The sequence below is a fragment of the Streptomyces sp. NPDC021622 genome, from assembly GCF_040640795.1.
GTDB lineage: Bacteria > Actinomycetota > Actinomycetes > Streptomycetales > Streptomycetaceae > Streptomyces.
Map to the genome: position 1 here is coordinate 668,958 of NZ_JBFACK010000002.1, position 23,606 is coordinate 692,563.

Annotated in this window: 4 protein-coding genes; all 4 read right to left on the reverse strand. The window is 71.6% G+C overall.

Annotation, left to right across the window (positions count from 1 at the left end; translation table 11 throughout):
- Positions 1–16: 16 nt before the first annotated feature.
- The 4 genes from AB0G47_RS07290 to AB0G47_RS07305 all read right to left on the reverse strand — a co-directional run bounded on the left by AB0G47_RS07290 (position 17) and on the right by AB0G47_RS07305 (position 23,022).
- Positions 17–229, reverse strand: a complete 213-nt coding sequence (locus AB0G47_RS07290; RefSeq protein ID WP_360764980.1) for an MbtH family protein — start codon at positions 227–229, stop codon at positions 17–19.
- Between the two features lie 30 nt (positions 230–259).
- Positions 260–12,325 (reverse strand): amino acid adenylation domain-containing protein, encoded by a 12,066-nt coding sequence (locus AB0G47_RS07295; RefSeq protein WP_360764982.1) that lies wholly within the window; start codon positions 12,323–12,325, stop codon positions 260–262.
- 67 nt (positions 12,326–12,392) lie between these two features.
- On the reverse strand, positions 12,393–13,343 hold the full coding sequence (locus tag AB0G47_RS07300) for a TauD/TfdA family dioxygenase (RefSeq protein ID WP_360764985.1): 951 nt from the start codon (positions 13,341–13,343) through the stop codon (positions 12,393–12,395).
- 61 nt (positions 13,344–13,404) lie between these two features.
- Positions 13,405–23,022 (reverse strand): amino acid adenylation domain-containing protein, encoded by a 9,618-nt coding sequence (locus AB0G47_RS07305; RefSeq protein WP_360764987.1) that lies wholly within the window; start codon positions 23,020–23,022, stop codon positions 13,405–13,407.
- Positions 23,023–23,606 lie beyond the last annotated feature (584 nt).

Genomic DNA, 23,606 nt, shown 5'->3' on the forward strand with positions numbered 1-23,606 from the left:
AGGCGGTCCCCCGTCGTCAGTTGTCCGCCATGCGCTGCGCGAGGCTGCGCGGGCGCATGTCGGTCCAGTTCTCCTCGATGAAGCGCAGGCAGGCCTCGCGGGTGTCGCTCGGGTGCGCGACGGTCCAGCCTGCGGGCACGTCCACGGTGACCGGCCAGAGCGAGTGCTGGTTCTCGTCGTTGACGAGCACCGTGTACGTGCCGTCCGGGTTCTCGAAGGGGTTCGTCATGTTCCTTGCTCCTTGATAGGTGGGGCTTGATTACGGGTTCGGGTCCGTGTCCGGGTCCGGGTCATGGTCCGGGTCCGTGTCCGGGTCCTGGAGGGCGTGGGAGACGATCTTTCCCACCGGCTCCAGGATGTGGGGCATCAGCATGTCGTCGTGGCGGCACGGGACGCGGTGCTCGTCGATTCGCCCGGTGGCGTGCGCCGCCCAGGCGTCACGGCCCCTCGCGGGTGCGGTCTCCGTGCCGTCCCGGCGCAGCCCGGCGGTCAGCACGAGCAGGTCGCCGCGGAACAGACCGGGGGTGAACGCGGCGCCGATGCCCGCGTTGTGCCGCAGTGTGTGCGCGAAGGTCCGCAGGTCGTCCGCGGTCAAGTTGGCCATGACCGCGCCGACTTGCCGGAAGAACTCGCTCAACGCGGCCGGGGTCAGCGGCTCGTCGGCACCGACGGTGGTGATGGCGGCCGGATCGTATCCGGCGTTCGCGGCGATCATCCTGAGCATGCTGTCCTCGTCCGCGGGCACCGCATCGGCGCCGTCGTCCGCCGCGCTCTCCGGGAAGGCGTCCAGGAGGGCGAGCAGCGCGATCTCCTCGCCCTGCTCCTGGAGTTGGGTGGCCATCTCGAAGGCGACGAGGCCGCCGAACGACCACCCGACGAGGTGGTAGGGCCCATGGGGCCGCACCGAGCGGATCTGCTCGACGTAGTCCGCCGCCATCGCCGCGAGCGTGGCCGGGGGCTCGGCGTCCTGCAGCAGGGTGCGGGCCTGGAGGCCGTAGAGCGGGTGGCCCGCCGGCAGATGGTCCTTGAGGTGGTAGTAGCCCCAGCTGTGTCCGCCCGCCGGGTGGACACAGAAGACCGGTGCCCGCTCCCCTTCCAGGTGCAGCGGCAGCAGGACGTCGCCCTGTGCCTTGGCCGCGCCGCGCAGCCGCTCGGCGAGACCGGCCACGGTGGGCGCCTCGAAGAAGTCCATGGGCCGCAGCTGCGCGCCCAGGGCGGCACGGATCCGCCCGATCAGACGCATGGCGAGCAGCGAGTGCCCACCGAGCGCGAAGAAGCTCTCGTCGCTGCCGATACGGGCGACGTCCAGGCCGAGGACTTCGGCGAAGAGACCGGCGATGATCCGCTCGTGCGGGGTGCCGGGGGCCCTCGTCGGCCCGGCACCGGCGTAGTCGGGCGCGGGCAGCGCCTTGCGGTCCAGTTTCCCGTTGGGCGTCAACGGCAGCTCGCCGAGCCCGACGACGGCCGTCGGCACCATGTACTCGGGCAGACCGCGCCCCAACTGGGCCCGGATGTCCTGCTGGTCGATGACCGCGCCGTCCTCGACCACCGCGTATCCCACCAGGCGGTGGTCGCCGGGCCGGTCCTCGCGGATGACGGCGGCGGCGCTTACGACACCGGGGCAGGACGTCAACGCCGCTTCGATTTCCCCGAGTTCGATGCGGAAGCCGCGCAGCTTGACCTGGTCGTCGGCGCGGCCCAGGAAGCGCAGGGTGCCGTCGCCGTTCCAGCACGCGCGGTCGCCGGTGCGGTACATGCGCGACCCGGCGGGCCCGTACGGATCGGCGGTGAACCGTTCCGCGGTCAGCCCCGGCCGGTTCAGATAGCCGCGGGCCAGGCCCGCCCCCGCGATGTACAGCTCGCCGGGGACGCCCGGCGCCACCGGACGCAGCCGGTCGTCCAGCACGTACACCCGCGTGTTCGCGACGGGCCGGCCGATCGACGGGGCGGCCCCGTCTCCGGGACGGTCCAGATCGGCGGCCGTCGACCAGATGGTCGTCTCGGTGGGCCCGTAGACATTGGTCACGGACCCGCCGTGCCCGCGCAGGGTCTCGGCCAGGGCCGCGGAGACCGCCTCGCCGCCGACCAGGATCCGGCGCAGGCCAAGGCCCTTCGCGTCTCCGGAAGCCGCCGCGAGCTCCCGCCACAGCGAGGGCGTCGCCTGCACGACGGTCACCGACGCGTCGGCGATAAGGCCGGCCAGGGCGAGCGGCTCGCCCGCCACCGAGGCTCCGGGCAGGACGACCGCCGCGCCGCACAGCAGCGGCAGATAGATCTCGAGCCCCGCGATGTCGAACGCGATGGTCGTCACGGACAGGAACCGGTCGCCCTCGCGGACACCGACCCGGCGCTTCATGTCGTCCATGAAGTTCGCGAGCCCCCGGTGCGGGACGGTGACGCCCTTGGGGGTGCCGGTGGAGCCCGAGGTGTAGATGACGTACGCCGGATGCTCGGGGTCGGGTGCGGTGGCCGGGTCGCCGCCGGTCGCATCGAGCCCGGCCAACTCCTCCTGGAGGAGCGGCTCGTCGAGGAAGACGACTGGGGTGCCCTCGGCCCAGAGGCCGTCGGTGGCGGTGGCGGTGGCGGTGGTGTCGGTATCGGTATCGGTGAGGACGAGGGTGGGGCGTGCGTCCTCGACCATGAACCGGATCCGCTCCACCGGATACCCGGTGTCGATCGGCAGATACGCGGCGCCCGCCTTGAGCACCGCGAGAAGCGCGACGACCAGTTCCGGCGAGCGCGGCAGGGCGAGCGCGACGATGTGCTCGGCGCCCACGCCGCGCCCGGTCAGGAACCGGGCCAGGCGGTTGGCACGGCCGTTGAGTTCTTCGTACGTGATGTGGGTGCCGTCGGCGATCAGGGCGGTGGCCCCCGGGGTGGCGCGGGCCTGAGCCTCGAACAGCTCCGGAACCGTTCCGGACGGGACCGCCGTGGCCGCGTCGTTCCACTCTTCGAGGACCCGGCGCCGCTCGCCGTCGGACAGGACATCGACGGACGCGATACGTCGCGCGGGCTCGGCCACGACCGTGCGCAGCACGCGCAGCAGCCGTTCGACCAGCGCGGTCGCCGTGCCGGGCTCGAACAGGTCGGTGCGGTAGGTGAGCGAGCCGACGATCCCGCCCGGGGAACCGCCCTCGCTTTGCCGCTCGGCCAGGCTCAACGCCAGGTCCGTACGCGCCGCATGGACGGCGGCGGGCTGCACCGTGGCCCGAGCTCCCGCGAACTCCAGTTCCGCACGCGGGGTGTTGTTGAAGGCCAGCATGACCTGGAAGAGGGGGTGGTGGGCCAGGGAGCGTGTCGGGTTGACGGCCTCGACGAGGCTTTCGAAGGGGACGTCTTGGTGGGCGTAGGCGTTGAGGTTCGTGTCGCGTACGCGGTCGAGGAGCTCGGTGAAGGTGGGGTCGCCGGACAGGTCGGTGCGCAGGACGAGGGTGTTGACGAAGAAGCCGACCAGGTCGTCGAGTTGGTCCTCACCGCGACCGGCGACGGGGGTGCCGACGGGGATGTCGGAGCCCGCGCCGAGCCGGTGCAGCAGGACGCCGATGGCGGCCTGCAGCACCATGAACACGGTGGTCCGGCTGGAGCGGGCGAGAGCGGTCAGGGCCTGGTGCAGTTCGGCGTCGACTTGTACGGGGACGGACGCGCCCTCGTACCCGGCCTGCTCGGGGTAGGGGTGATCGGTGGGCAGTTCGAGGCGCTCGGGCAGCCCGGCCAGGGCCTGCTTCCAGTAGCCGAGTTGTGCGGAGAGGAGGCTGTCGGGGTCGGTGTCGTCGCCGAGGAGTTGGTGCTGCCAGAGGGTGTAGTCGGCGTACTGGATCGGGAGGGGGGTCCAGTCCGGGGATTTGCCGTCGCGGCGGGCGGCGTAGGCGGTGCTCAGGTCACGGGCAAGAGGACCCATCGACCAGCCGTCGCCGGCGATGTGATGGATGGTCAGGACGAGCACGTGCTCGTCCGCAGCGTCGTCGTTCAGGGTGAACAGGCGGGCCTGCAAGGGCAGTTCGGTCGCCAGGTCGAAGGGATGCCGTATCGCCCGCTGCACGGCGGAGGCCAGCTCCTGCTCGCCTGCGACCGCCTCGACGGTCAGGTCGGGGCGGGCCTCGCCGGCCGGGATGATCTGCTGGTGCGGCTGGCCGTCGACGTCGGGGAAGACGGTGCGCAGGGCCTCGTGGCGTTCGACGACGTCGGTGAGGGCGGCGCGGAGGGCGTCCGCGTCCAGGGGGCCGGTGAGGCGGAGTACGACGGGGACGTTGTACGTCGCGCTGGGGCCCTCCAGGCGGTAGAGGAACCACAGGCGGCGCTGGGCGAAGGACAGCGGCATCGGCTGCGGGCGGGTGCCGGCCGCCACCAGCGCGGGGCGGACGGCCGGTCCGGACGCGGCGTCCAGGGCACTGGCCACCGCCGCGACAGTGGGGGCCGAGAAGAGGTCCCGGATGGCCAAGTCCGCGCCCAGCACGGCGCGTATCCGGGAGATCAGGCGCATCGCGAGCAGCGAATGCCCGCCCAGGTCGAAGAACCCGTCGTCCACGCCCACTTGCTCGATGCCGAGGACCTCGGCGAACAGCCCGGCCAGAATCTCCTCGCGTGCATCACGCGGGGCGCGGAAGGGTCCGTTGCCGCCGGTGTAGTCGGGAGCGGGCAGCGCCTTGCGGTCCAGCTTCCCGTTCGGCATCAACGGCAACGCGTCCACGGCCACGACGGCCGCGGGCACCATGTACTCCGGCAGCCGCTCGGCCAACCGGAGGCGGATCCGGCTCGGCTCTACTACTTCTGCTTCGCTTTCGGGTACGACGTAGCCGATGAGGCGGCGATCGCCGGGGCGGTCCTCACGGATGACGGCCACGGCACTCGCCACTCCGGGACAGTCCGCCAACGCCGCCTCGATCTCCCCGAGTTCGATGCGGAAGCCGCGCAGCTTCACCTGGTCGTCGGCGCGACCGAGGAAGTGCAGGGTGCCGTCGGTGTTCCAGCGCGCGAGGTCACCGGTGCGATACATGCGGGCGCCGGGCGGGCCGTACGGATCGGGGACGAACCGCTCCGCGGTCAGCCCCGGCCGGTTCAGATAGCCGCGCGCGAGCCCCGCCCCGGCCACATACAACTCACCCGGAACACCCGACGGCACCGGGGCGAGCCCCGCATCCAGCACGTATGCGCGTACGTTCCCCAACGGCCGGCCGATCGGCGGCACGACAGCCCCCGACAGGGGTCCGCTCATCGTGGCGCAGACCGTCGACTCCGTCGGACCGTACGCATTGACCATCAGACGGCCCTGGGACCAGCGCCCGGCGATGTCCGGACCGCAGGCCTCACCGCCCACAACCACCGTCATCGACGCGGGAACCTCGGCCACATCGAGAACACCCAGCGCCGACGGCGGCACCATGCAATACGTCACGCCCGCATCACGCAAAACACGCGCCAGCGCATCGCCCGGAGCCAACTCCTCAGCCCCGGCCACCACAAGCGCCGCGCCAGACAGCAACGCCAGACTCCAGTCCCACGTCGCCGCATCAAAACTCGGCGACGCGAACTGCAACACCCGACTACCCGGACCCAACCCCAGCTCCGGGCCCGACGACGCCACCAGATTCACCAGACCGGCATGCGCCACCACCACACCCTTGGGCACGCCGGTCGATCCGGACGTGTAGATGACGTACGCCGGATGCGCGGGGTCCGGGGCGGTGGCCAGGTCTGCGGGCTCCAGGTGGGCCAGCCGGTCCTGCACGGCGGTGTCGTCGAGCAGAACCGTGGGAGTGCCGGCCGCCCACTCACCGGTGGTGGTCGAGTGGGTGAGGACGAGCGCCGGGCGGGCGTCCTCGATCATGAAGCGGATCCGCTCCACCGGATAGGCCGTGTCGACCGGCAGATACGCCGCACCCGCCTTCCACACCGCAAGCACCGCGACCACCAGCTCCGCAGACCGCGGCAACGCAAGAGCCACCAACTGCTCCGGTCCCACTCCCTGTTCGACCAGCAGCCGCGCCAGACGGTTCGCCCGCGCATTCAACTCGCCATACGAATAGACCGTCTCGCCATCCGCAGACACCACTGCCGCCGCATCCGGCGCCTTCGCCGCCCACGACTCGAAGACCTCCGACGCCGCCGCACCCGTCGGCACGTCCCTCACCGGACCACGACCCCACACCTCCACCACACGCTCACGCTCAGCAGCGGCCAACAGGCTCGTCGCACCCACCCGCTGATCAGCACCCTCCGCCACCGCCGACAGAAGGCGAAGCAGACGGTCGAGGAGGGCGTCCGCGTCCGGGCGGGTGCAGCTGTCGGTGCGGTAGTCGAGGCGCAGCCGCAGTCGGGGGCCGGGAACGACCACGAGGTTCAGGGGGTAGTGGGCGCCGTCGTGGCCGGTGGCTCCGGTGACCCGCAGTCCGGTGGCCTCGTCGACGGGCTTGGCGGTGCGGTCGGCCAGGTAGTTCTCGAAGGCGACGACGGTGTCGAACAGGTTGCCGGGACCGGCTGCCCGCTGGGTCTCCGTCAGGGCCAGGTGCTGGTGGGGAAGGAGGGCGCCCTGCTCCGCCTGGACGCGGGCGGCGAGGTCCGCCCAGGTCTCGTCGGCGTCCATCCGCACGCGTACCGGAACCGTGTTGATGAACAGGCCGATCATGCTCTCGATGCCCGGGATCTCGGGCGAGCGGCCCGAGACGACAGCGCCGAAGACCACGTCGTCCTGGCCGGTCATCCGGCCGATGAGTACGCCCCAGGCACACTGCACCAGGGTGTTGAGGGTGACGCCCGCGCGGCGGGCCTCGGCGTCGAGTGCCGTGGTGGTGTCCGCGTCCAGGTGGGACACCAGACGGTCGGGCAGGGGCGCCGGCCCTTCTTCCGCGGTGGGTGCGGCGGCCGCCAGGAACGTCGGTTCGGCCCCTGCCATCGCCTGGGTCCAGGCGTCCAGTGCGGCCGTGCGGTCGCGCTCCGCCAGCCAGGTCAGGTAGTCGCGGTAGGGCGTCGTCCTGGGCAGGGCGGAGTCGTCGCCGCCGGACGCGTAGAGCCGGTACAGGGCGAGGAGTTCATTGACGTGGAGGGTCGAGGACCAGCCGTCCGTGAGGATGTGGTGCTGGGTGATGACCAGGCAGTGGCGCTCCTCGCCCAGGCACACCAGGGCGAACCGCATGAGCGGCGGCTGCGAGAGATCGAAGCGGCGGGAGCGCTCCTCGGCAAGGAAGTCATCCAGTGCGGCGTCGGGGCGTGCTGAAAGATCGACGTCCTGCCAGGGGAGCTGCGTTCCGTCCTCGATGATCTGCACCGGGCGGTCCAGGCCCTCGTGGCGGAACGCCGCCCGCAGATTGGCGTGGCGTTCCAGCATGCGCTGTCCTGCCGCCCGCAGCGCCTTGCCGTCCACGGCGCCGTCGAGGCGGAGCGCCATCTGGACCGTGTAGACGTCGGGGCCCGCGCTGTCGGCGATGGCGTGGAAGAGCATGCCTTCCTGGAGCGGCGACAGCGGCCAGACGTCGGACAGCTCCGGGTGGTGCTCTTCGAGGCGGGCGATCTGCTCGTGGGTGAGGTCCACGAGATCGAGGTCGCTCGGGGTCCGGCCGGCGGGCGCGGGGCTTTCGGCGTGGGCGGCGAGGGCGTCGAGCGCGGCCAGCCAGGCGTCGGCGAGACCCTGGACGGAGTCGCGGGGGAAGCGGGCCTCAGGCCACTTGAAGGTGGCGCTCAGTTCGGAGCCGTCGGCGGAGTCGACGGTGACGGCGTTGATCTCCAGGGGGTGCGGCGCCCGCATACGGGGGTCGAGGCCGCCGAGCGACGGGTTACCGGGTACCTGGTGCCAGTCCGCCGCCGTGGTGTCGGCGCCGGGGGCGGGCACGGTGAAGCGGCCGAGGTAGTTGAAGGCGACCTGGGGGTCGGCGAGTTGAGCGAGGGTGTGGGCGGTCTCCGGGTTGAGGTGGCGCAGCAGTCCGTAGGCGAAGCCGTTGTCGGGGACGGCGCGGAGCTGCTCCTTGACCTGTTGCAGCGCACGGCCGACCGCGGGCCCGCCGGTGCGCAGGTCGGCGGCGGGCACGGTTCCCGGGTCGAGCCTGACCGGTGCCATGCTGGTGAACCAGCCGACGGTACGGGCGGTGTCGGCACCGGGGAAGGCGTCCTGGCGGCCGTGTCCCTCCAGGTCGATGAGGGTGGCGGTGTGCCGGGGGTCGTTGCGCCAAGCCGCGAGGGCGAGGGCGAGCCCCGTCAGGAGCACCTCGTTGGTGCTGGAGTGCAGCGCGGCGGGCACGCGGGCGAGCAGGGCCTCGGTGAGCTCGGCGGGAACGGTGAGACGCAGCGAGGCGAGCGAGGCGGCGGTGTCGTACGCGGAACCGTCTTCGGCGGTGTCACCAAGCCCCGGCTCCGACTCCGGCTCCGGCTCCGGAGCCGACTCCGACTCCGGCCCAAGCCCCAACCCCTGCTCCGCCCCGGACAGCATCTCGGTCCACAGCGGCAGCGACTCTACGGCGCGCTCCTCCCCCGCCAGTTCCGTCAGCCTGCGGGACCACTGCCGGAAGGATGTGCCGACCGGCGCCAACTCCGGGGCCCGGCCCGCGAGTACGGCCGCGCCGGCGATGGCGAGGTCCGGCAGCAGGATGCGCCAGGAGACACCGTCCACCACCAGGTGATGGATCATCAGGAGCAGTCGCCCCGGCTCCGCGGAGCCGTTGTCGAACCAGACGGCCTGCAGCATGACCCCGTCGCACGGGGCGAGCCGGTCCCGTGCCTGCTCGGCGTGGTCGGCGAGAAGTTCACGGCGGCGCTCCTCGTCGAGGCCGGCGGTCGCCACCCGGGTGAGGTGCGGATCGACCGGCGTCTCGCCGGGCGGCGGGACCCGCAGCGCCGAGCCGGAGCCCGCCGCGTCCCGCACGAGGCGGGCCCGCAGCATGTCGTGGTGGTCGACGAGCGCCTGCAAGGCGTCGCACAGCTGTGCGCGGCCGATGCCCGCGGGCACCTGCACCAGCATCGACTGGTGGAAGGCGTCGAAGGGGTGGCCGGGTTCGGTGAGCCAGTGCATGACGGGCGTCAGCGGCAGCTCGCCCACGCCGGAGCGGTCGGCGTCGGTGGCGTCGTCGCCCGTGGCGCGGTCACCGCCGAGCGGGCGTGCCCTGCGGGCCAGTGCCTCGGGCGTCTGGTCCTTGAAGACGTCGCGCGGGGAGAGGTCGAGGCCGTGTTCGCGGGCCCGGCTGACCAGGACGATGGAGCTGATGCTGTCGCCGCCGAGGGCGAAGAAGCCGTCGTCGACGCCGACTTGGGCGGCGTCCAGACCGAGGACGTCGGCGAAGAGGGCGGTGAGCGTCTTCTCCTGCGGGGTGCCGGGTGCGCGGGCGGGGGTGGTGCGCGCGTAGTCGGGTGCGGGCAGCGCCTTGCGGTCCAGCTTGCCGTGGGGGGTCAGCGGCAGCGTGTCCACGACCACCACGGCCCCGGGCACCATGTACTCCGGCAGCCGCGCGGCGACGGCCTGCTTCACCAGGGCCACATCGACCTGCACCCGGCCCACGTCGACGGGGCCTTCGGGTACGCCGGTGCCGTCCGGCACCACAGAGCCATCAGGCACCACAGAGCCATCCGGCACGACAGAGCTCTCAGGCACGACGTACCCGACAAGCCGCCGGTCACCCGCCCGGTCCTCACGAATGATCGCGGCAGCGGCCGCGACCCCCGTGCAGGACACCAATGCCGCCTCGATCTCACCGAGTTCGATGCGGAAGCCGCGCAGCTTCACCTGGTCGTCGACCCGGCCGAGGAACTGGACCGTGCCGTCGGCGTTCCACCGCACCAGGTCCCCGGTGCGGTACATCCGCGACCCGGCGGGCCCGTACGGATCGGCGACGAACCGCTCGGCCGTCAGCCCCGGCCGGTTCAGATAGCCGCGCGCGACACCGGCGCCTGCCACGTACAACTCGCCGGGCACACCCGGCGGCACCGGTGCAAGGCCCTCGTCCAGGACGTATACCCGCACGTTCGCGATGGGCCGGCCGATCGGCGGCACCTCGGCGCCCGACAGTGCCTCGCTCAGCGTCGCGCAGACGGTGATCTCCGACGGACCGTACGCGTTGAACATCTTCCGGCCCGCGGACCAGCGTTCCACGATCTCCGGGCCGCAGGCCTCACCGCCGACGATCAGCGTCAGCGTGCCCGGCAGCCGCTCCTCGGACAGCACGCGAAGGACCGAGGGCACCAGGGTGCAGTGCGTGATCTCCTCGTCGACGAGGAGATCGATGAGTTCGGGTCCCGGCGTGAGCCGGTCCGCGTCGGCGAGTACGAGCGCGGCGCCCGTGAGGAGGGCCGTGAAGAACTCGGACGCGGCGGCGTCGAAGCTGGGCGACAGGAACTGCAGCACCCGGGAGCCCGGACCGATCCCCCACTGCTCGCTCTGCGCGAGCGCGAAGTTGGCGAGCCCCCGGTGCGGGACGGTGACGCCCTTGGGGGTGCCGGTCGAGCCCGAGGTGTAGATGACGTACGCCGGGTGGGCGAGGTCGAGTTCGCCGGCCCGGTCGGCGTCGGTGAGGTCGGCGGAGTCCAGGTCCGCGAGGCGTTCCCGGACGGCGGGGTCGTCGAGGACGACGACGGCGGTGGTGCCGTCCAGCTCCGGAAGGAGTTCACCCGCGCTGGAGTGGGCCAGGACGAGGCCGGGGCGGGCGTCGCCCAGCATGAAGCGGATGCGGTCGACCGGGTAGGTCGTGTCCAGCGGCAGATAGGCGGCGCCCGCCTTGAGCACGGCGAGCAGCGCGACGATCAGGTCCGGCGACCGGGGGATCGCCAGGGCCACGATCTGCTCGGGTCCTACGCCCTGCGCGACCAGGAGCCTGGCCAGGCGGTTGGCGCGGGCGTTGAGGTCCGCGTACGAGACGTGGGTGCCGTCGGCGATGAGGGCGCTCGCGTCGGGTGCGGCCGCCGCGCGCGCCTGGAACAGCTCGGCGGCGGTGCCGGGCAGGTGGGGCGTTGCGGTGTCGTTCCACGCGTCGATGACCAGGTGCCGCTCGTCGTCCGAGAGCAGGTCGATCGAGCCCACGCGCCGCTCCGGCTCGGCGGCCGCGCTCTTGAGGACGCGGATCAGCCGTTCGGCCATGGCGGTGACGGTGGCGTGGTCGAACAGGTCGGTGCGGTACGAGATCACACCGCTGATGCCGTCGGTCGCGCCGTCGTCGTGCCGCTCGGCGAGGCTGACGGACAGGTCCATCCGGGCGGACTGGAGACGGACGGACTGAGGAGTGGCCTTGAGGTCGCCGAAGTCCGGTGCAGTGCGCGGGGTGTTGTTGAAGGCCAGCATCACCTGGAAGAGCGGGTGGTGGGCGAGGGACCGCGTCGGGTTGACCGCCTCGACCAGGCTCTCGAAGGGGATGTCCTGGTGGGCGTACGCGTTGAGGTCGGTCTCACGGACCCGGTCCAGGAGCTCGGCGAACGTCGGGTCGCCGGACAGATCGGTGCGCAGGACCAGCGTATTGACGAAGAAGCCGACCAGATCGTCGAGTTCCTCCTCGCCACGCCCAGCGACCGGCGTCCCGATCGGGATGTCCGTCCCCGCACCCAGACGGTGCAACAGCACGCCGAGTGCCGCCTGCAGCACCATGAACACGGTCGTCTGACGCGACCGCGCGAGGGCGGTCAGCGCGCGGTGCAGTTCGGCGTCGACGTGCACCGCAACGGCGCCGCCGTCGTTCCCGGCCTGTTCCGGATACGGGCGGTCGGTGGGCAGTTCGAGGCGCTCGGGCAGCCCGGCGAGGGCCTGCTTCCAGTAGCCGAGCTGGGCGGAGATGAGACTGTCCGGGTCGGTCTCGTCGCCGAGCAGCTCCTGCTGCCACAGCGTGTAGTCGGCGTACTGCACCGGCAGCGGCTCCCACGCCGGGGCGCGCCCCGCACACCGGGCCGCATAGGCCGTGCTGAGGTCGCGGGCCAGCGGCCCCATCGACCAGCCGTCACCCGCGATGTGATGGATCACCAGGACCAGGACGTGCTCGTCCGCGGCGTCGTCGATCGTCAACAGGGCGGCGCGCACGGGCAGTTCGGCCGCCAGGTCGAAGGAGTGGCGCACCGCCCGGTCCACCGCTGCGGGCAGCCGCGCCTCGGTGACCGTCTCGGTGTCCACCACCGGACGCGCCTCGTCGACCGGGCGGATGTCCTGGTAGGGCTGGCCGTCCACATCGGGGAACACGGTCCGCAGCGCCTCGTGCCGCGCCACCACGTCGCCGAGCGCGGCCCGCAGCGCGTCCGTGTCCAGCGCACCGGAAAGACGCAGCACCACCGGCACGTTGTACGTCGGGCTCGGTCCCTCGAAGCGGTACAGGAACCACAGCCGACGCTGCGCAAACGACAACGGCACCATGATCTCTTGCGTTCCCCTCATGTTCACAGCAGCGGTTCTGGCGCCGGTCTCTCCCCGCGCGACGTGGATCCGGATCCGGCAGGCCGGGTCACCCCGACATGGCCACCAGGACACGGCGCGGCCCCGTGTAGGGGCGCCGGCCGTGCGCGACGGCCACGTTGTCGATCAGCAGCAGGTCGCCGTCGTACCAGTCCACGTCCACGGCGGCCTTGAGGCCGTTGTCGCGTACGTGGGCGACGTACTCGGCGGGAATGGGCGTGCCGTCGGCGAAGGTCACCGACTGCGGCAGTTCGTCCTCCAGCAGGAGCTCGGTGAGCATCTCCGCGGTCTCGTCGTCGAGTCCCGCGAGGTGCCACTGGTCGAACTGGTTGAACCAGACCTCTTCGCCGGTGACCGGGTGCCGGACGGTGGCGGGGCGCAGCTGGGTCAGCCGGATGCCGTCGTCGGCCTTCCACTCCCAGGTGACGTCGGCGTCCGCGAGGTGCGCCTCGACCTCGGCCTTGTCGGAGGTCTCGAAGGTGTCCTGCCAGCTCCTGCCGAAGCCGGAGCCGCTGTGCAGGTTCTGCGTGTAGCGGATGCCCTGACCGAAGGCCGCCCTGACCTCCTCGTCCAGGGAGCTCAGCCACAGCGTGCCGTCGACCACGGGGGTCGCGCCGCCGGTGGCGGGCTGCCGCTCGCAGTAGAAGGCGAGTCGCGATGGCCAACGGCGGGCGTAGGACAGCTCGTTGTGCATCGAGATGGTGAACTCGGCCGGATACTCGGTCGATGTGTAGACGTTGCTGCCCACCTTGGTGCGGGGCGAGTTGCCGTGCACGTAGGCGAGGCGGTTGGGCAGCAGCAGGTCGAGCGCCGAGTCGACCTGCTCCTTGGAGGTGCCGAAGCCGCGGAAGACCAGGGCCTTGCCGGCCAGGAGCAGTTCGCCCGTCTTCGCCGTGTCGCCGATCGCTTCCAGCAGACCTTCATGGGTCGCCGGCACACCGGCGGTGTCCGGGGTCACCACATGGGGCGCCCAGACGCCCGACTCGCTCGACTCGCTCACTCCACTCACCTTCTGCCTCTCTGTTCCAGGTGCCTTTCGGCGTTTCGTCTGTACGGGCCGGCTAGCGCGACCGTGGCCGCAGCTTCGGCCTGACCCTCGCGGGGCTCTTCAGGTTCTCGGCGAGCTCCGCCACCGTCGGCCTGGTGAAGACCGTCCGCAGGTCGACCTCCGCGCCGATGACGGTGCGGATGCGTCCGATCAGCCGCGTCGCGAGCAGTGAATGACCGCCGAGATCGAAGAAGTTGTCGTCGATGCCGACCGTCTCCAAGCCCAGAACCTCGGCGAAGAGCCCGGCGAGTGCCTTCTCGCGGTCGTCCCGTGGAGCCCGTGCGGGAGCCGCGGCGCCGGTGTGGTCGGGTGCGGGCAGCGCCTTGCGGTCCAGCTTCCCGTTCGGCGTGAGCGGAAGTTCCGTCAGCGTCACGACGGCCGCCGGCACCATGTGCTCGGGCAGCCGCAGCCCCAACTCCCCGCGCAGCTCCCGCTGGTCGATGACCGCGCCGTCCCGCGGGACCGCGTACCCGACGATCCGCTGGTCGCCGGGCCGGTCCTCCCGGATCACCACGGCCGCGCTCGCCACGTCCGCGCAGTCCGCCAACGCGGCCTGCACCTCGCCGAGTTCGATGCGGAAGCCGCGCAGCTTGACCTGGTCGTCGGTGCGTCCCAGATACCTGAGGGTGCCGTCGGCGTTCCAGCACGCCAGGTCGCCCGTGCGGTACATCCGGGTGCCGGGCGCACCGTGCGGATCCGCGACGAACCGCTCCGCCGTGAGTCCCGGCCGGTTCACGTATCCCCGCGCGAGCCCGGCCCCCGCGATGTACAGCTCACCGGCCACGCCCGGCGCCACCGGAGCCAGCGCGGCGTCAAGGACGTACACACGGGTGTTCGCGATCGGCCGGCCGATCGGCGGGACGTCGTGTACGTCGCCGTCCGCGTCGCACGGGTGGAAGGTGACGTCGACGGTCGCCTCCGTCGGCCCGTACAGGTTGTGCAGCCGGGCGGGCAGCAGGGAGCGGAAGCGGGTCACCAGGTGGGCGGGCAGCGCCTCACCGCTGCAGAACACCTGCCGCAGGGACACGCAGCCGCGCGCCGCCGGTTCGTTCAGGAACGCGTCGAGCATCGACGGCACGAAGTGGACCGTGGTGACGCCCTCGGCCGCCACGAGCTCCGCCAGGTAGCGGGCGTCCCGGTGTCCTTCGGGCTTGGCGAGGACGAGGGTCGCGCCGTGCAGCAGCGGCCAGAAGAACTCCCATACGGAGACGTCGAAGCCGGCCGGCGTCTTCTGCAGGACCCGGTCGCCGGCCCCGAGCCCGTACTCGGACTGCATCCACCGCAGCCGGTTGACGACCCCGGAGTGCGGGACGGCGACACCCTTGGGCACCCCGGTCGAGCCGGAGGTGTAGATGACGTACGCCGGATGGTCCGGGTCGGGAGCGGTGAGCGGCCCTGTCGCGTCGAGCCCGGCAAGGCGCCCCTGCACGGCGGGGTCGTCGAGGCAGACCGTCACGGTTCCCTCGTCCCACAGCCCGCCGGTTCCGGAGTGCGTGAGGACCAGGGCGGGGCGCGCGTCCCGCACCATGAAGCGGATGCGGTCGACGGGATATCCGGTGTCGATCGGCAGATACGCGGCGCCTGCCTTGAGCACGGCGAGGAGCGCGACGACAAGCTCCGGCGAGCGGGGCAGCGCGAGCGCCACGGTCCGCTCGGGGCCCGCGCCCCGCTCGATCAGGAGCCGGGCCAACTGCTCGGCGCTGGCGTCGAGTTCAGCGTACGAGGTGGCGGCGCCGTCGGCGATCAGTGCGGTCGCGTCGGGCGTGGCAAGGGCCCGGGCCCGGAACAGCTCCGGGACGGTGCCGGAAGGCACGGGCGTGGCGGTGTCGTTCCACTCCTCCAGGAGCCGGTGGCGCTCGCCGTCGGACAGGACATCGACCGAGGTGACGCGCAGGCCCGGGTCGTCCGCGACGGCGTGCAGCACCCGCAGCAGCCGCTCCACCAGGGCCGTCACCGTGCCGGGATCGAAGAGGTCGGTGCGGTAGGCGACCGAGCCGGCGATGCCGTCCGGGGTCCCGTCGTCGGCGTGCCGCTCGGCCACGTTCAGCGTCAGGTCCATCCGCGCGGCACCGGTGCGGACTTCCTGGGGGACGGCCTTCGCCCCGGCGAAGGTCAGCTCGCCGCGCGGGTTGCTGTTGAACGCCAGCATGACCTGGAACAGCGGGTGGTGGGCGAGCGACCGCGCCGGGTTGAGCGTCTCGACCAGGCTCTCGAAGGGGATGTCCTGGTGGGAGTAGGCATTGAGGTCGGTCTCACGGACCCGGTCCAAGAGTTCGGCGAAGGTCGGGTCGCCGGACAGATCGGTGCGCAGAACCAGCGTATTGACGAAGAAGCCCACCAGATCGTCGAGTTCCTCCTCGCCACGCCCGGCGACCGGCGTCCCGATCGGGATGTCGACACCTGCCCCGAGGCGGTGGAGGAGCACGCCGAGTGCGGCCTGCAGCACCATGAACACGGTCGTCTGACGCGACCGCGCGAGGGCGATCAGCGCACGGTGCAGCTCGGCGTCCACCCGGACCGGAACCGTGCCGCCCTCGTACCCGGCCTGCTCGGGGTACGGGCGGTCGGTCGGCAGCTCAAGCCGCTCCGGCAGCCCCGCGAGTGCCTCTCGCCAGTAGCCGACCTGGGCGGCGAGGAGGCTCTCCGGATCACTCTCGTCGCCGAGCAGCTCCTGCTGCCACAGCGTGTAGTCGGCGTACTGGACCGGCAACGGCGTCCAGGCCGGGGCACGTCCGCCGCGCCGGGCGGCGTAGGCGGCGCTCAGGTCACGGGCCAGCGGGCCCATGGACCAGCCGTCACCAGCGATGTGATGGATAGTCAGCACGAGTACGTGCTCGGCCTCGCCCAAGGTGAACAGGCAGGCCCGCAGCGGCAGTTCGGTCGCCAGGTCGAAGGGATGGCGTATCGCCCGGTGCACGGCGGCGGACAGGTCGGCCTCGTCGCCGATCGGCTCGACGCTCAGCGCAGGACTGGCCTCGGACACCGCGACGACCTGCTGATACGGCTGGCCGTCCACGTCGGGGAAGACCGTGCGCAGCGCCTCGTGCCGCTCCACGACATCGGCGAGCGCGGCCCGCAGGGCATCCGCGTCCAGCGCACCGGAGATGCGCAGCGCGGCGGCGCCGTTGTACGTCGCGCTGGGGCCCTCCAGGCGGTAGAGGAACCACAGGCGGCGCTGCGCGAAGGACAGCGGCATCCGCTCCGGGCGGACCGCGGGCACGACCGGCGGCCGTACCGTCGTGCCGCCGCCGAACAGCCGCGCGAGGCCGGCCACCGTGGGCGACTCGAAGAACGCCTTGATGCCGAGCTGCACGCCCAGGGCGCTGCGGATGCGGCCGATGACGCGGGCCGCAAGCAGGGAGTGGCCGCCGAGGTCGAAGAAGTCGTCGTCCGCGCCGACCCGTTCGGGCTCGATGCCGAGCACGTCGGCGAAGAGCCCGGCCAGGATCTCCTCACGGGGGTCGCGCCGCGGCTTCTCGCCCCGGCCGTCGGCACCGCTGCCGGTGTCGGCCGCGTAGTCCGGTGCCGGCAGCGCCTTGCGGTCCAGCTTTCCGTGCGCGGTCAGCGGCAGGCCGTCCAGGACGACGACCGCGGACGGCACCATGTACTCCGGCAGCCGTGCGGCGAGCAGTTCCCGCACCTCGGCAGGGTCGACGGCACCCCCGGTCTCCGCGACGACGTAGCCGACAAGACGCCGGTCCCCCGGCTGGTCCTCGCGCACCACCACCGCGGCCCGCGCCACCTGTGCGCAGCCGGTGAGCGCGGCCTCGATCTCGCCGAGCTCGATGCGGAAGCCGCGCAGCTTGACCTGGTCGTCGGCGCGGCCGAGGAAGACGAGCGTGCCGTCGGCGTTCCACCGCGCCAGGTCGCCGGTGCGGTACATGCGGGACCCGGCGGGCCCGTGCGGATCGGCGACAAACCGCTGGCCGGTCAGACCGGGCCGCCGCAGATACCCGCGCGCAAGGCCGGCACCCGCCACATACAGCTCGCCGGGAACCCCGGGCGGCACCGGACGCAGCCCCGCGTCCAGGACGTACACCCGCGTGTTGGCCATCGGGCGGCCGATCGGGACCGGCCCGTCGGGCACTTCGTCGCCCGGCTCGATCCTGAACTCCGTGCAGTTCACGGTGGCTTCGGTCGGGCCGTACACATTCAGGACGGTCACGTCCGGGTGCGCGGAGCGCCACTTCCGCAGTGCGTCGCCGAGCAGCGCCTCACCGCCGAGCAGCAGCTCCCGGCGCGGCGAGATCTCCTCGGGAAGGCCTTCGAGGAGGGCGAGGTGGCTGGGCGTGGCCTTGAGGAAGTCACAGCCGAGCGACCGCACCTCCCCGTTCCCCTCCAGGTCGTCCCGCAGCTCGGCGAGGACCACGCGGCCGCCGGAGACGAGCGGGGTGAAGAGCGCGGTGATCGAGAGGTCGAAGGAGAGGGAGGTGTGCAGGAGCGCGACGCCTTGAGCCCCTGGGTAGCGGCGGCTGGTGTCGCGGAGGTAGTCGGTCACCGCCGCGTGCGGGACGGCGACGCCCTTGGGGGTGCCGGTGGAGCCCGAGGTGTAGATGACGTACGCCGGGTGGGCGGGGTCCAGCGGCGAGACGCGGTCGGCATCGCCCGGATCGGCGGTGGGCTGCCGGTCCAGGAGCTGCCCGACGGCCGGGTCGTCGAGGCGGAGGACGGGGGTGCCGTCGGCCCAGAGGCCCTCAGTGGTGGTGTCGGTGAGGACGAGGGTGGGGCGCGCGTCCTGGACCATGAAGCGGATGCGGTCGACCGGGTAGCCGGTGTCGATCGGCAGGTAGGCGGCACCGGTCTTCAGCACGCCCAGAACCGCGGTGATCACCTCGGCGGAACGGGGCAGTGCGAGGGCGACGACCTGCTCCGGACCGACGCCCCGCTCGATCAGCAGCCGGGCCAACTGGTTGGCGCGGGTGTTGAGTTCCGCGTACGAGGTATGTGCGCCGTCGACGGTCAGCGCGGTCGCGTCGGGCGAGGCGTGGGCCTGTGCCTGGAACAGCTCGGGGAGCGTGCCGGGCGTGGCGGGCACGACGGTGTCGTTCCACGTCCGGAGCAGCTCGTCCTGCTCGGCGGCCGACAACAGATCCACCGCCCCGACGGGCTGCTCGGGGTCGTCGAGAAGACTCGTCAGCGCCTGGCGGTACCAGCGCCCGATGGCCTCGATCCGCTCCCGCGAGAACCGGGTCGCGTCGAACTGGATGACTCCGTCGATCCCCTGCGGCTCACCGTCGGGGCCGTACCGCTCCCGCAGGGTCAGGGTCAGATCCCGGCGCGAGACCTGTGTGTTCCACGACGAGGTCGACACGTCGAGCCCGGGGATCTCCAGCTGCCGCGCCTCATGGTTCTGCAGCGTGAGCATGACCTGGTAGAGCGGCTGATGATCCGCGGAACGGGCCGGGTTGAGGACCTCCACCAGACTCTCGAACGGCACGTCCTGGTGGGCGTAGGCGCTGAGATCGGTCTCGCGTACGCGGTCGAGGAGCTCGGCGAAGGTGGGGTCGCCGGACAGGTCGGTGCGCAGGACCAGGGTGTTGACGAAGTTGCCGACGAGTGTGTCCAGCTCCTGCTGTGCCCGGCCGGCCGTCGGCGTACCGATGGGGATGTCGGTGCCCGCGCCGAGCCGGTGCAGGAGCACGCCGAGGGCGGCCTGCAGCACCATGAACACGGTGCTGCGGTGCCCCCGCGCCACCTCGACGAGCTCCGCGTGCAGGTCCGCCGCCAAGGGCAGCGGGGCCACTTCACCACGCCGCTCGCCCGCGGCCGTCCCCGGGAGGTCGGCGGGCAGGTCGATGCGGTCGGGGAGGTCGGCCAGGGCCTTCTTCCAGTAGCCGAGCTGCGCGGAGAGGAGGCTGTCCGGGTCGCCCTCGTCGCCGAGCAACTCCCGCTGCCAGAGGGTGTAGTCGGCGTACTGGACCGGGAGGGGGGTCCAGGCCGGGGATGCGCCGTCGCGGCGGGCGGCGTAGGCGGTGCTGAGGTCGCGGGCCAGGGGGCCCATGGACCAGCCGTCGCCGGCGATGTGGTGGATGGTGAGGACGAGTACGTGCTCGTCTTCAGCCAAGTTGAACAGGCGGGCCCGCAGGGGCAGTTCGGTGGCGAGGTCGAAGCTGTGGCGTACGGCGTGGTCGATGGCGGTGGTGAGGTCGGCCTCGTCGATCGTCTCGACGCTCATCTCGGACCGGGCCGCCGCCTGGCCCGCGGGCAGGATGTGCTGGTGCGGCTGGCCGTCAGCGTCGGGGAAGACGGTGCGCAGGGCCTCGTGGCGTTCGACGACGTCGGTGAGGGCGGCGCGGAGGGCATCCGCGTCCAGGGGGCCGGTGAGGCGGAGTACGACGGGGACGTTGTACGTCGCGCTGGGGCCCTCCAGGCGGTAGAGGAACCACAGGCGGCGCTGGGCGAAGGACAGCGGCATCGGCTGCGGGCGGTTGCCGGCCGCCACCAGCGCGGGACGGCTAGTCGCGTCTGTGCCGGTGTCCAGGGTTCGTGTCAGGGTCGCGATGGTGGGTGCGGTGAACAGGTCCCGTATCGCCAGGTCCGTTCCCAGCACCGCCCGTATTCGACCGATCAGCCGCATCGCGAGCAGGGAGTGCCCGCCCAGCGTAAAGAAGTTGTCGTCCACGCCGATGCCGCCGGGCTCGATGCCGAGCACCTCGGCGAAGAGCCCGGCAAGGATCTCCTCGCGTGCATCGCGCGGGGCGCGGAAGGGTCCGTTGCCGCCGGTGTAGTCGGGAGCGGGCAGCGCCTTGCGGTCCAGCTTCCCGTTCGGCATCAACGGCAACGCGTCCATGACCATCACGGCGGACGGCACCATGTGCTCCGGCAGGCGGTCGGCGACCGCTTGCCTCACCTGGGCCGCGTCGGGGGTGGCGTGGTCCGTGCCGGGTACGGCGTAGCCGATGAGGCGGCGGTCGCCGGGGCGGTCCTCGCGGATGACGGCGACGGCGCCGGCGACTCCCGGGCAGGCCGTCAACGCCGCCTCGATTTCCCCGAGTTCGATGCGGAAGCCACGCAGTTTGACCTGGTCGTCGGCGCGACCGAGGAAGTGCAGTGTGCCGTCGGTGTTCCAGCGCGCGAGGTCACCGGTGCGATACATGCGGGCGCCGGGCGGGCCGTAAGGATCGGGGACGAACCGCTCCGCGGTCAGCCCCGGCCGGTTCAGATAGCCGCGAGCGAGCCCCGCACCGGCCACATACAACTCACCCGGGACACCCGACGGCACCGGGGCGAGCCCCGCATCCAGAACGTATGCGCGTACGTTCCCCAACGGCCTGCCGATCGGCGGCACCACCGCACCCGACAGGGGCCCACTCATCGTGGCGCACACCGTCGACTCCGTCGGACCATACGCATTGACCATCAGACGGCCCTGGGACCAGCGCCCGGCAACATCCGGACCGCAGGCCTCACCGCCCACGACCACCGTCATCGACGCCGGAACATCAGCGACATCGAGCACACCCAGCGCCGACGGCGGCACCATGCAATACGTCACGCCCGCATCACGCAGCACACGCGCCAGCGCATCGCCCGGAGCCAACTCCTCAGCCCCGGCCACCACCAGCGCCGCGCCCGACAGCAACGCCAGACTCCAGTCCCACGTCGCCGCATCAAAACTCGGCGACGCGAACTGCAACACCCGACTGCCCGGACCCAGCCCCAGCTCCGGGCCCGACGACGCCACCAGATTCACCAGACCGGCATGCGCCACCACCACACCCTTGGGCACGCCGGTCGATCCGGAGGTGTAGATGACGTACGCGGGATGTTCCGGAACCAGAGGCGCCACCCGGTCCGCGTCCCGCAAGTCACCGGACGCAAGCCGCTCCAGCCGCTCCTCGACCCCCGCATCGTCCAAAGCGACCGCGGTGAAACCCTCGTCCGGCAGCAGCCCCACCGAGGCGGAGTCCACAAGGACCACGCTCGGCCCGGCATCCCGCAGCATGAAGCGGATCCGCTCCACCGGATAGGCCGTGTCGACCGGCAGATACGCCGCACCCGCCTTCCACACCGCGAGCACCGCGACCACCAACTCCGCAGACCGCGGCAACGCAAGAGCCACCAACTGCTCAGCCCCCACGCCCTGTTCGACCAACAGCCGCGCCAGACGATTCGCCCGCGCGTTCAGCTCGCCATACGAATAGACCGTGCCGCCATCCCCCGAAACGACTGCCGCCGCATCCGGCGCCTTCGCGGCCCACGCCTCGAAGACCTCCGACGCGGCCGCACCCGTCGGCACCTCCGTCAGCGGACCACGACCCCACACCTCCACCACATGCTCACGCTCAGCAGCAGCCAGCAGACTCGTCGCACCCACCCGCTGATCAGCACCCTCCGCCACCGCCGACAGAAGGCGAAGCAGACGGTCGGCGATGGTGGTGACGGTGTCGTGGTCGAAGCGGTCGGTGCGGTAGTCCAGGCGGAGGCGGAGGACATCGCCGGGGGCGATGGCCAGGCTCAGCGGGTAGTGGGTGGCGTCTCGGCCCTCGGTCGCCGCGATCTTCAGGCCGGGTGCCCGGGCGGCGGCGGACTTGTCACGGTCGGCGGGGAAATTCTCGACGGCCACTACGGTGTCGAACGCGTCGCCGATGCCGGCGGCCCGCTGGATCTCGGTGAGCCCCAGGTGCTGGTGGGGCAGCAGAGCGCCCTGTTCGGCCTGGATGCGCACGGCGAGGTCGGACCAGGTGTCCGCGGTATCGACCCGGACCCGGACCGGGACCGTGTTGATGAACAGGCCGATCATGTTCTCGATGCCCGGGATCTCGGGCGTGCGACCGGAGACGACGGCGCCGAACAGCACGTCGTCCCGGCCGGTCATCCGGCCGACGAGTACGCCCCAGGCGGCCTGGATGAGCGTGCTCAGCGTGACGCCCGTGCGGCGTGCCTGGGCGAGCAGCGCGGCCGTGGTCTCCTGCGGGAGCTGTGTGACAAAGCGCTCCGGCAAGGAAGTTGAGGAGCCGTCAAGGGGCTTGGCCGGCACGGGATTTGCGAGATGGGTGGGCTCCGCGCCGGAGAGCGCGGTGGTCCAGGAGGCGAGCGCCGCGTCGCGGTCCTGCTCGGAGAGCCAGACCAGGTAGTCCCGGTAGGGCGTGACGGGAGGAAGGTCGCTGTCGTCGCCCTTGGCGTCGTACAGGGCGAGCAGTTCGCGCACCATCAGGGGCGACGACCAGCCGTCGACGAGAACATGGTGCTGGGTGATGATCAGCCGGCCGCGGTCGGCGCCGCCTTCGTCGGGCCGGTGCCTGAGCAGGGCGAACCGCAGCAGGGGCGGGGTTTCGAGGTCGAACCGGCGGGCCCGCTCGGCGTCGGCGAACGCCTTCGACTCGGCTTCGGCCTGCGCGGCGGGCAGGTGGGTGAGGTCGACCTCCTCCCACGGCAGCTCCACGTCGCGCGAGACGACCTGGACCGGCTGGTCGAGGTCGTCGATCCAGAACGCGGCGCGCAGATTCGCGTGCCGGTCCAACAGGGCCTGCCCCGCGGCGCGCAGCGCGACGCCGTCCACGGCGCCCTCGAAGTCCAGGATCAGCTGAATCGCGTAGACATCGGGCCCCTCGCCGTCGAGGAGGGCGTGGTAGACCAGCCCCTCCTGCAGCGGCGAGAGCGGCCAGACATCCTCGAGCTCATGCGACATGGCTGATCCACTCCCCGTACGTACTTTGGACGCTACTCGTGACTCATGCGCTGCTTGTGACGTGTAAACCGATGACGAAGGCTCGGGCACCATACGTGCCGGATCGCAAAGAAAGGGATCCGGAAAGGGGCCCGGAAAGGGATCGCCGAGATGCTTTGAATCGACAAAGGGCCCGGCATCGAGAAAGGCTTTCGAATCGGCCGATCCGCCCGTAGCCAAATTGACGACAACTCGCAGATAAGCCTGACATGCCTTTGAGATCTCCCCCGAGAAAGCTTTCCATGGGCCCCGCTCTCCCGTGCTGAATATACATCTCGACACGTGGCGATGAGCCTGGTCAGACGCTACTACAGTTGCCCGGGGCTGTCACCCGTGATGCGCGCCACCTGCCCCAACACCCCCTCTGCGTACGAGTTCTGACGCCTCGCAAGACGCACTGAAGGAGCCGAACTGTGGCGTATCCAACACTAGTAAGACACCAGTAAGGATGACGGTTGCCGACCCTTCGGGTAACACTCCGAAACCGGAGGCCAAACCATGTGCAGCCGGAAGGCGCAATGTGTAACTATGCAGTCGCCCGGCGA

Coding starts and splice junctions, on each gene's coding strand:
- AB0G47_RS07290 (WP_360764980.1), bottom strand. CDS start 229: ATGACGAACCCCTTCGAGAACCCGGACGGCACGTACACGGTGCTCGTC.
- AB0G47_RS07305 (WP_360764987.1), bottom strand. CDS start 23,022: ATGTCGCATGAGCTCGAGGATGTCTGGCCGCTCTCGCCGCTGCAGGAG.
- AB0G47_RS07295 (WP_360764982.1), bottom strand. CDS start 12,325: ATGAGGGGAACGCAAGAGATCATGGTGCCGTTGTCGTTTGCGCAGCGT.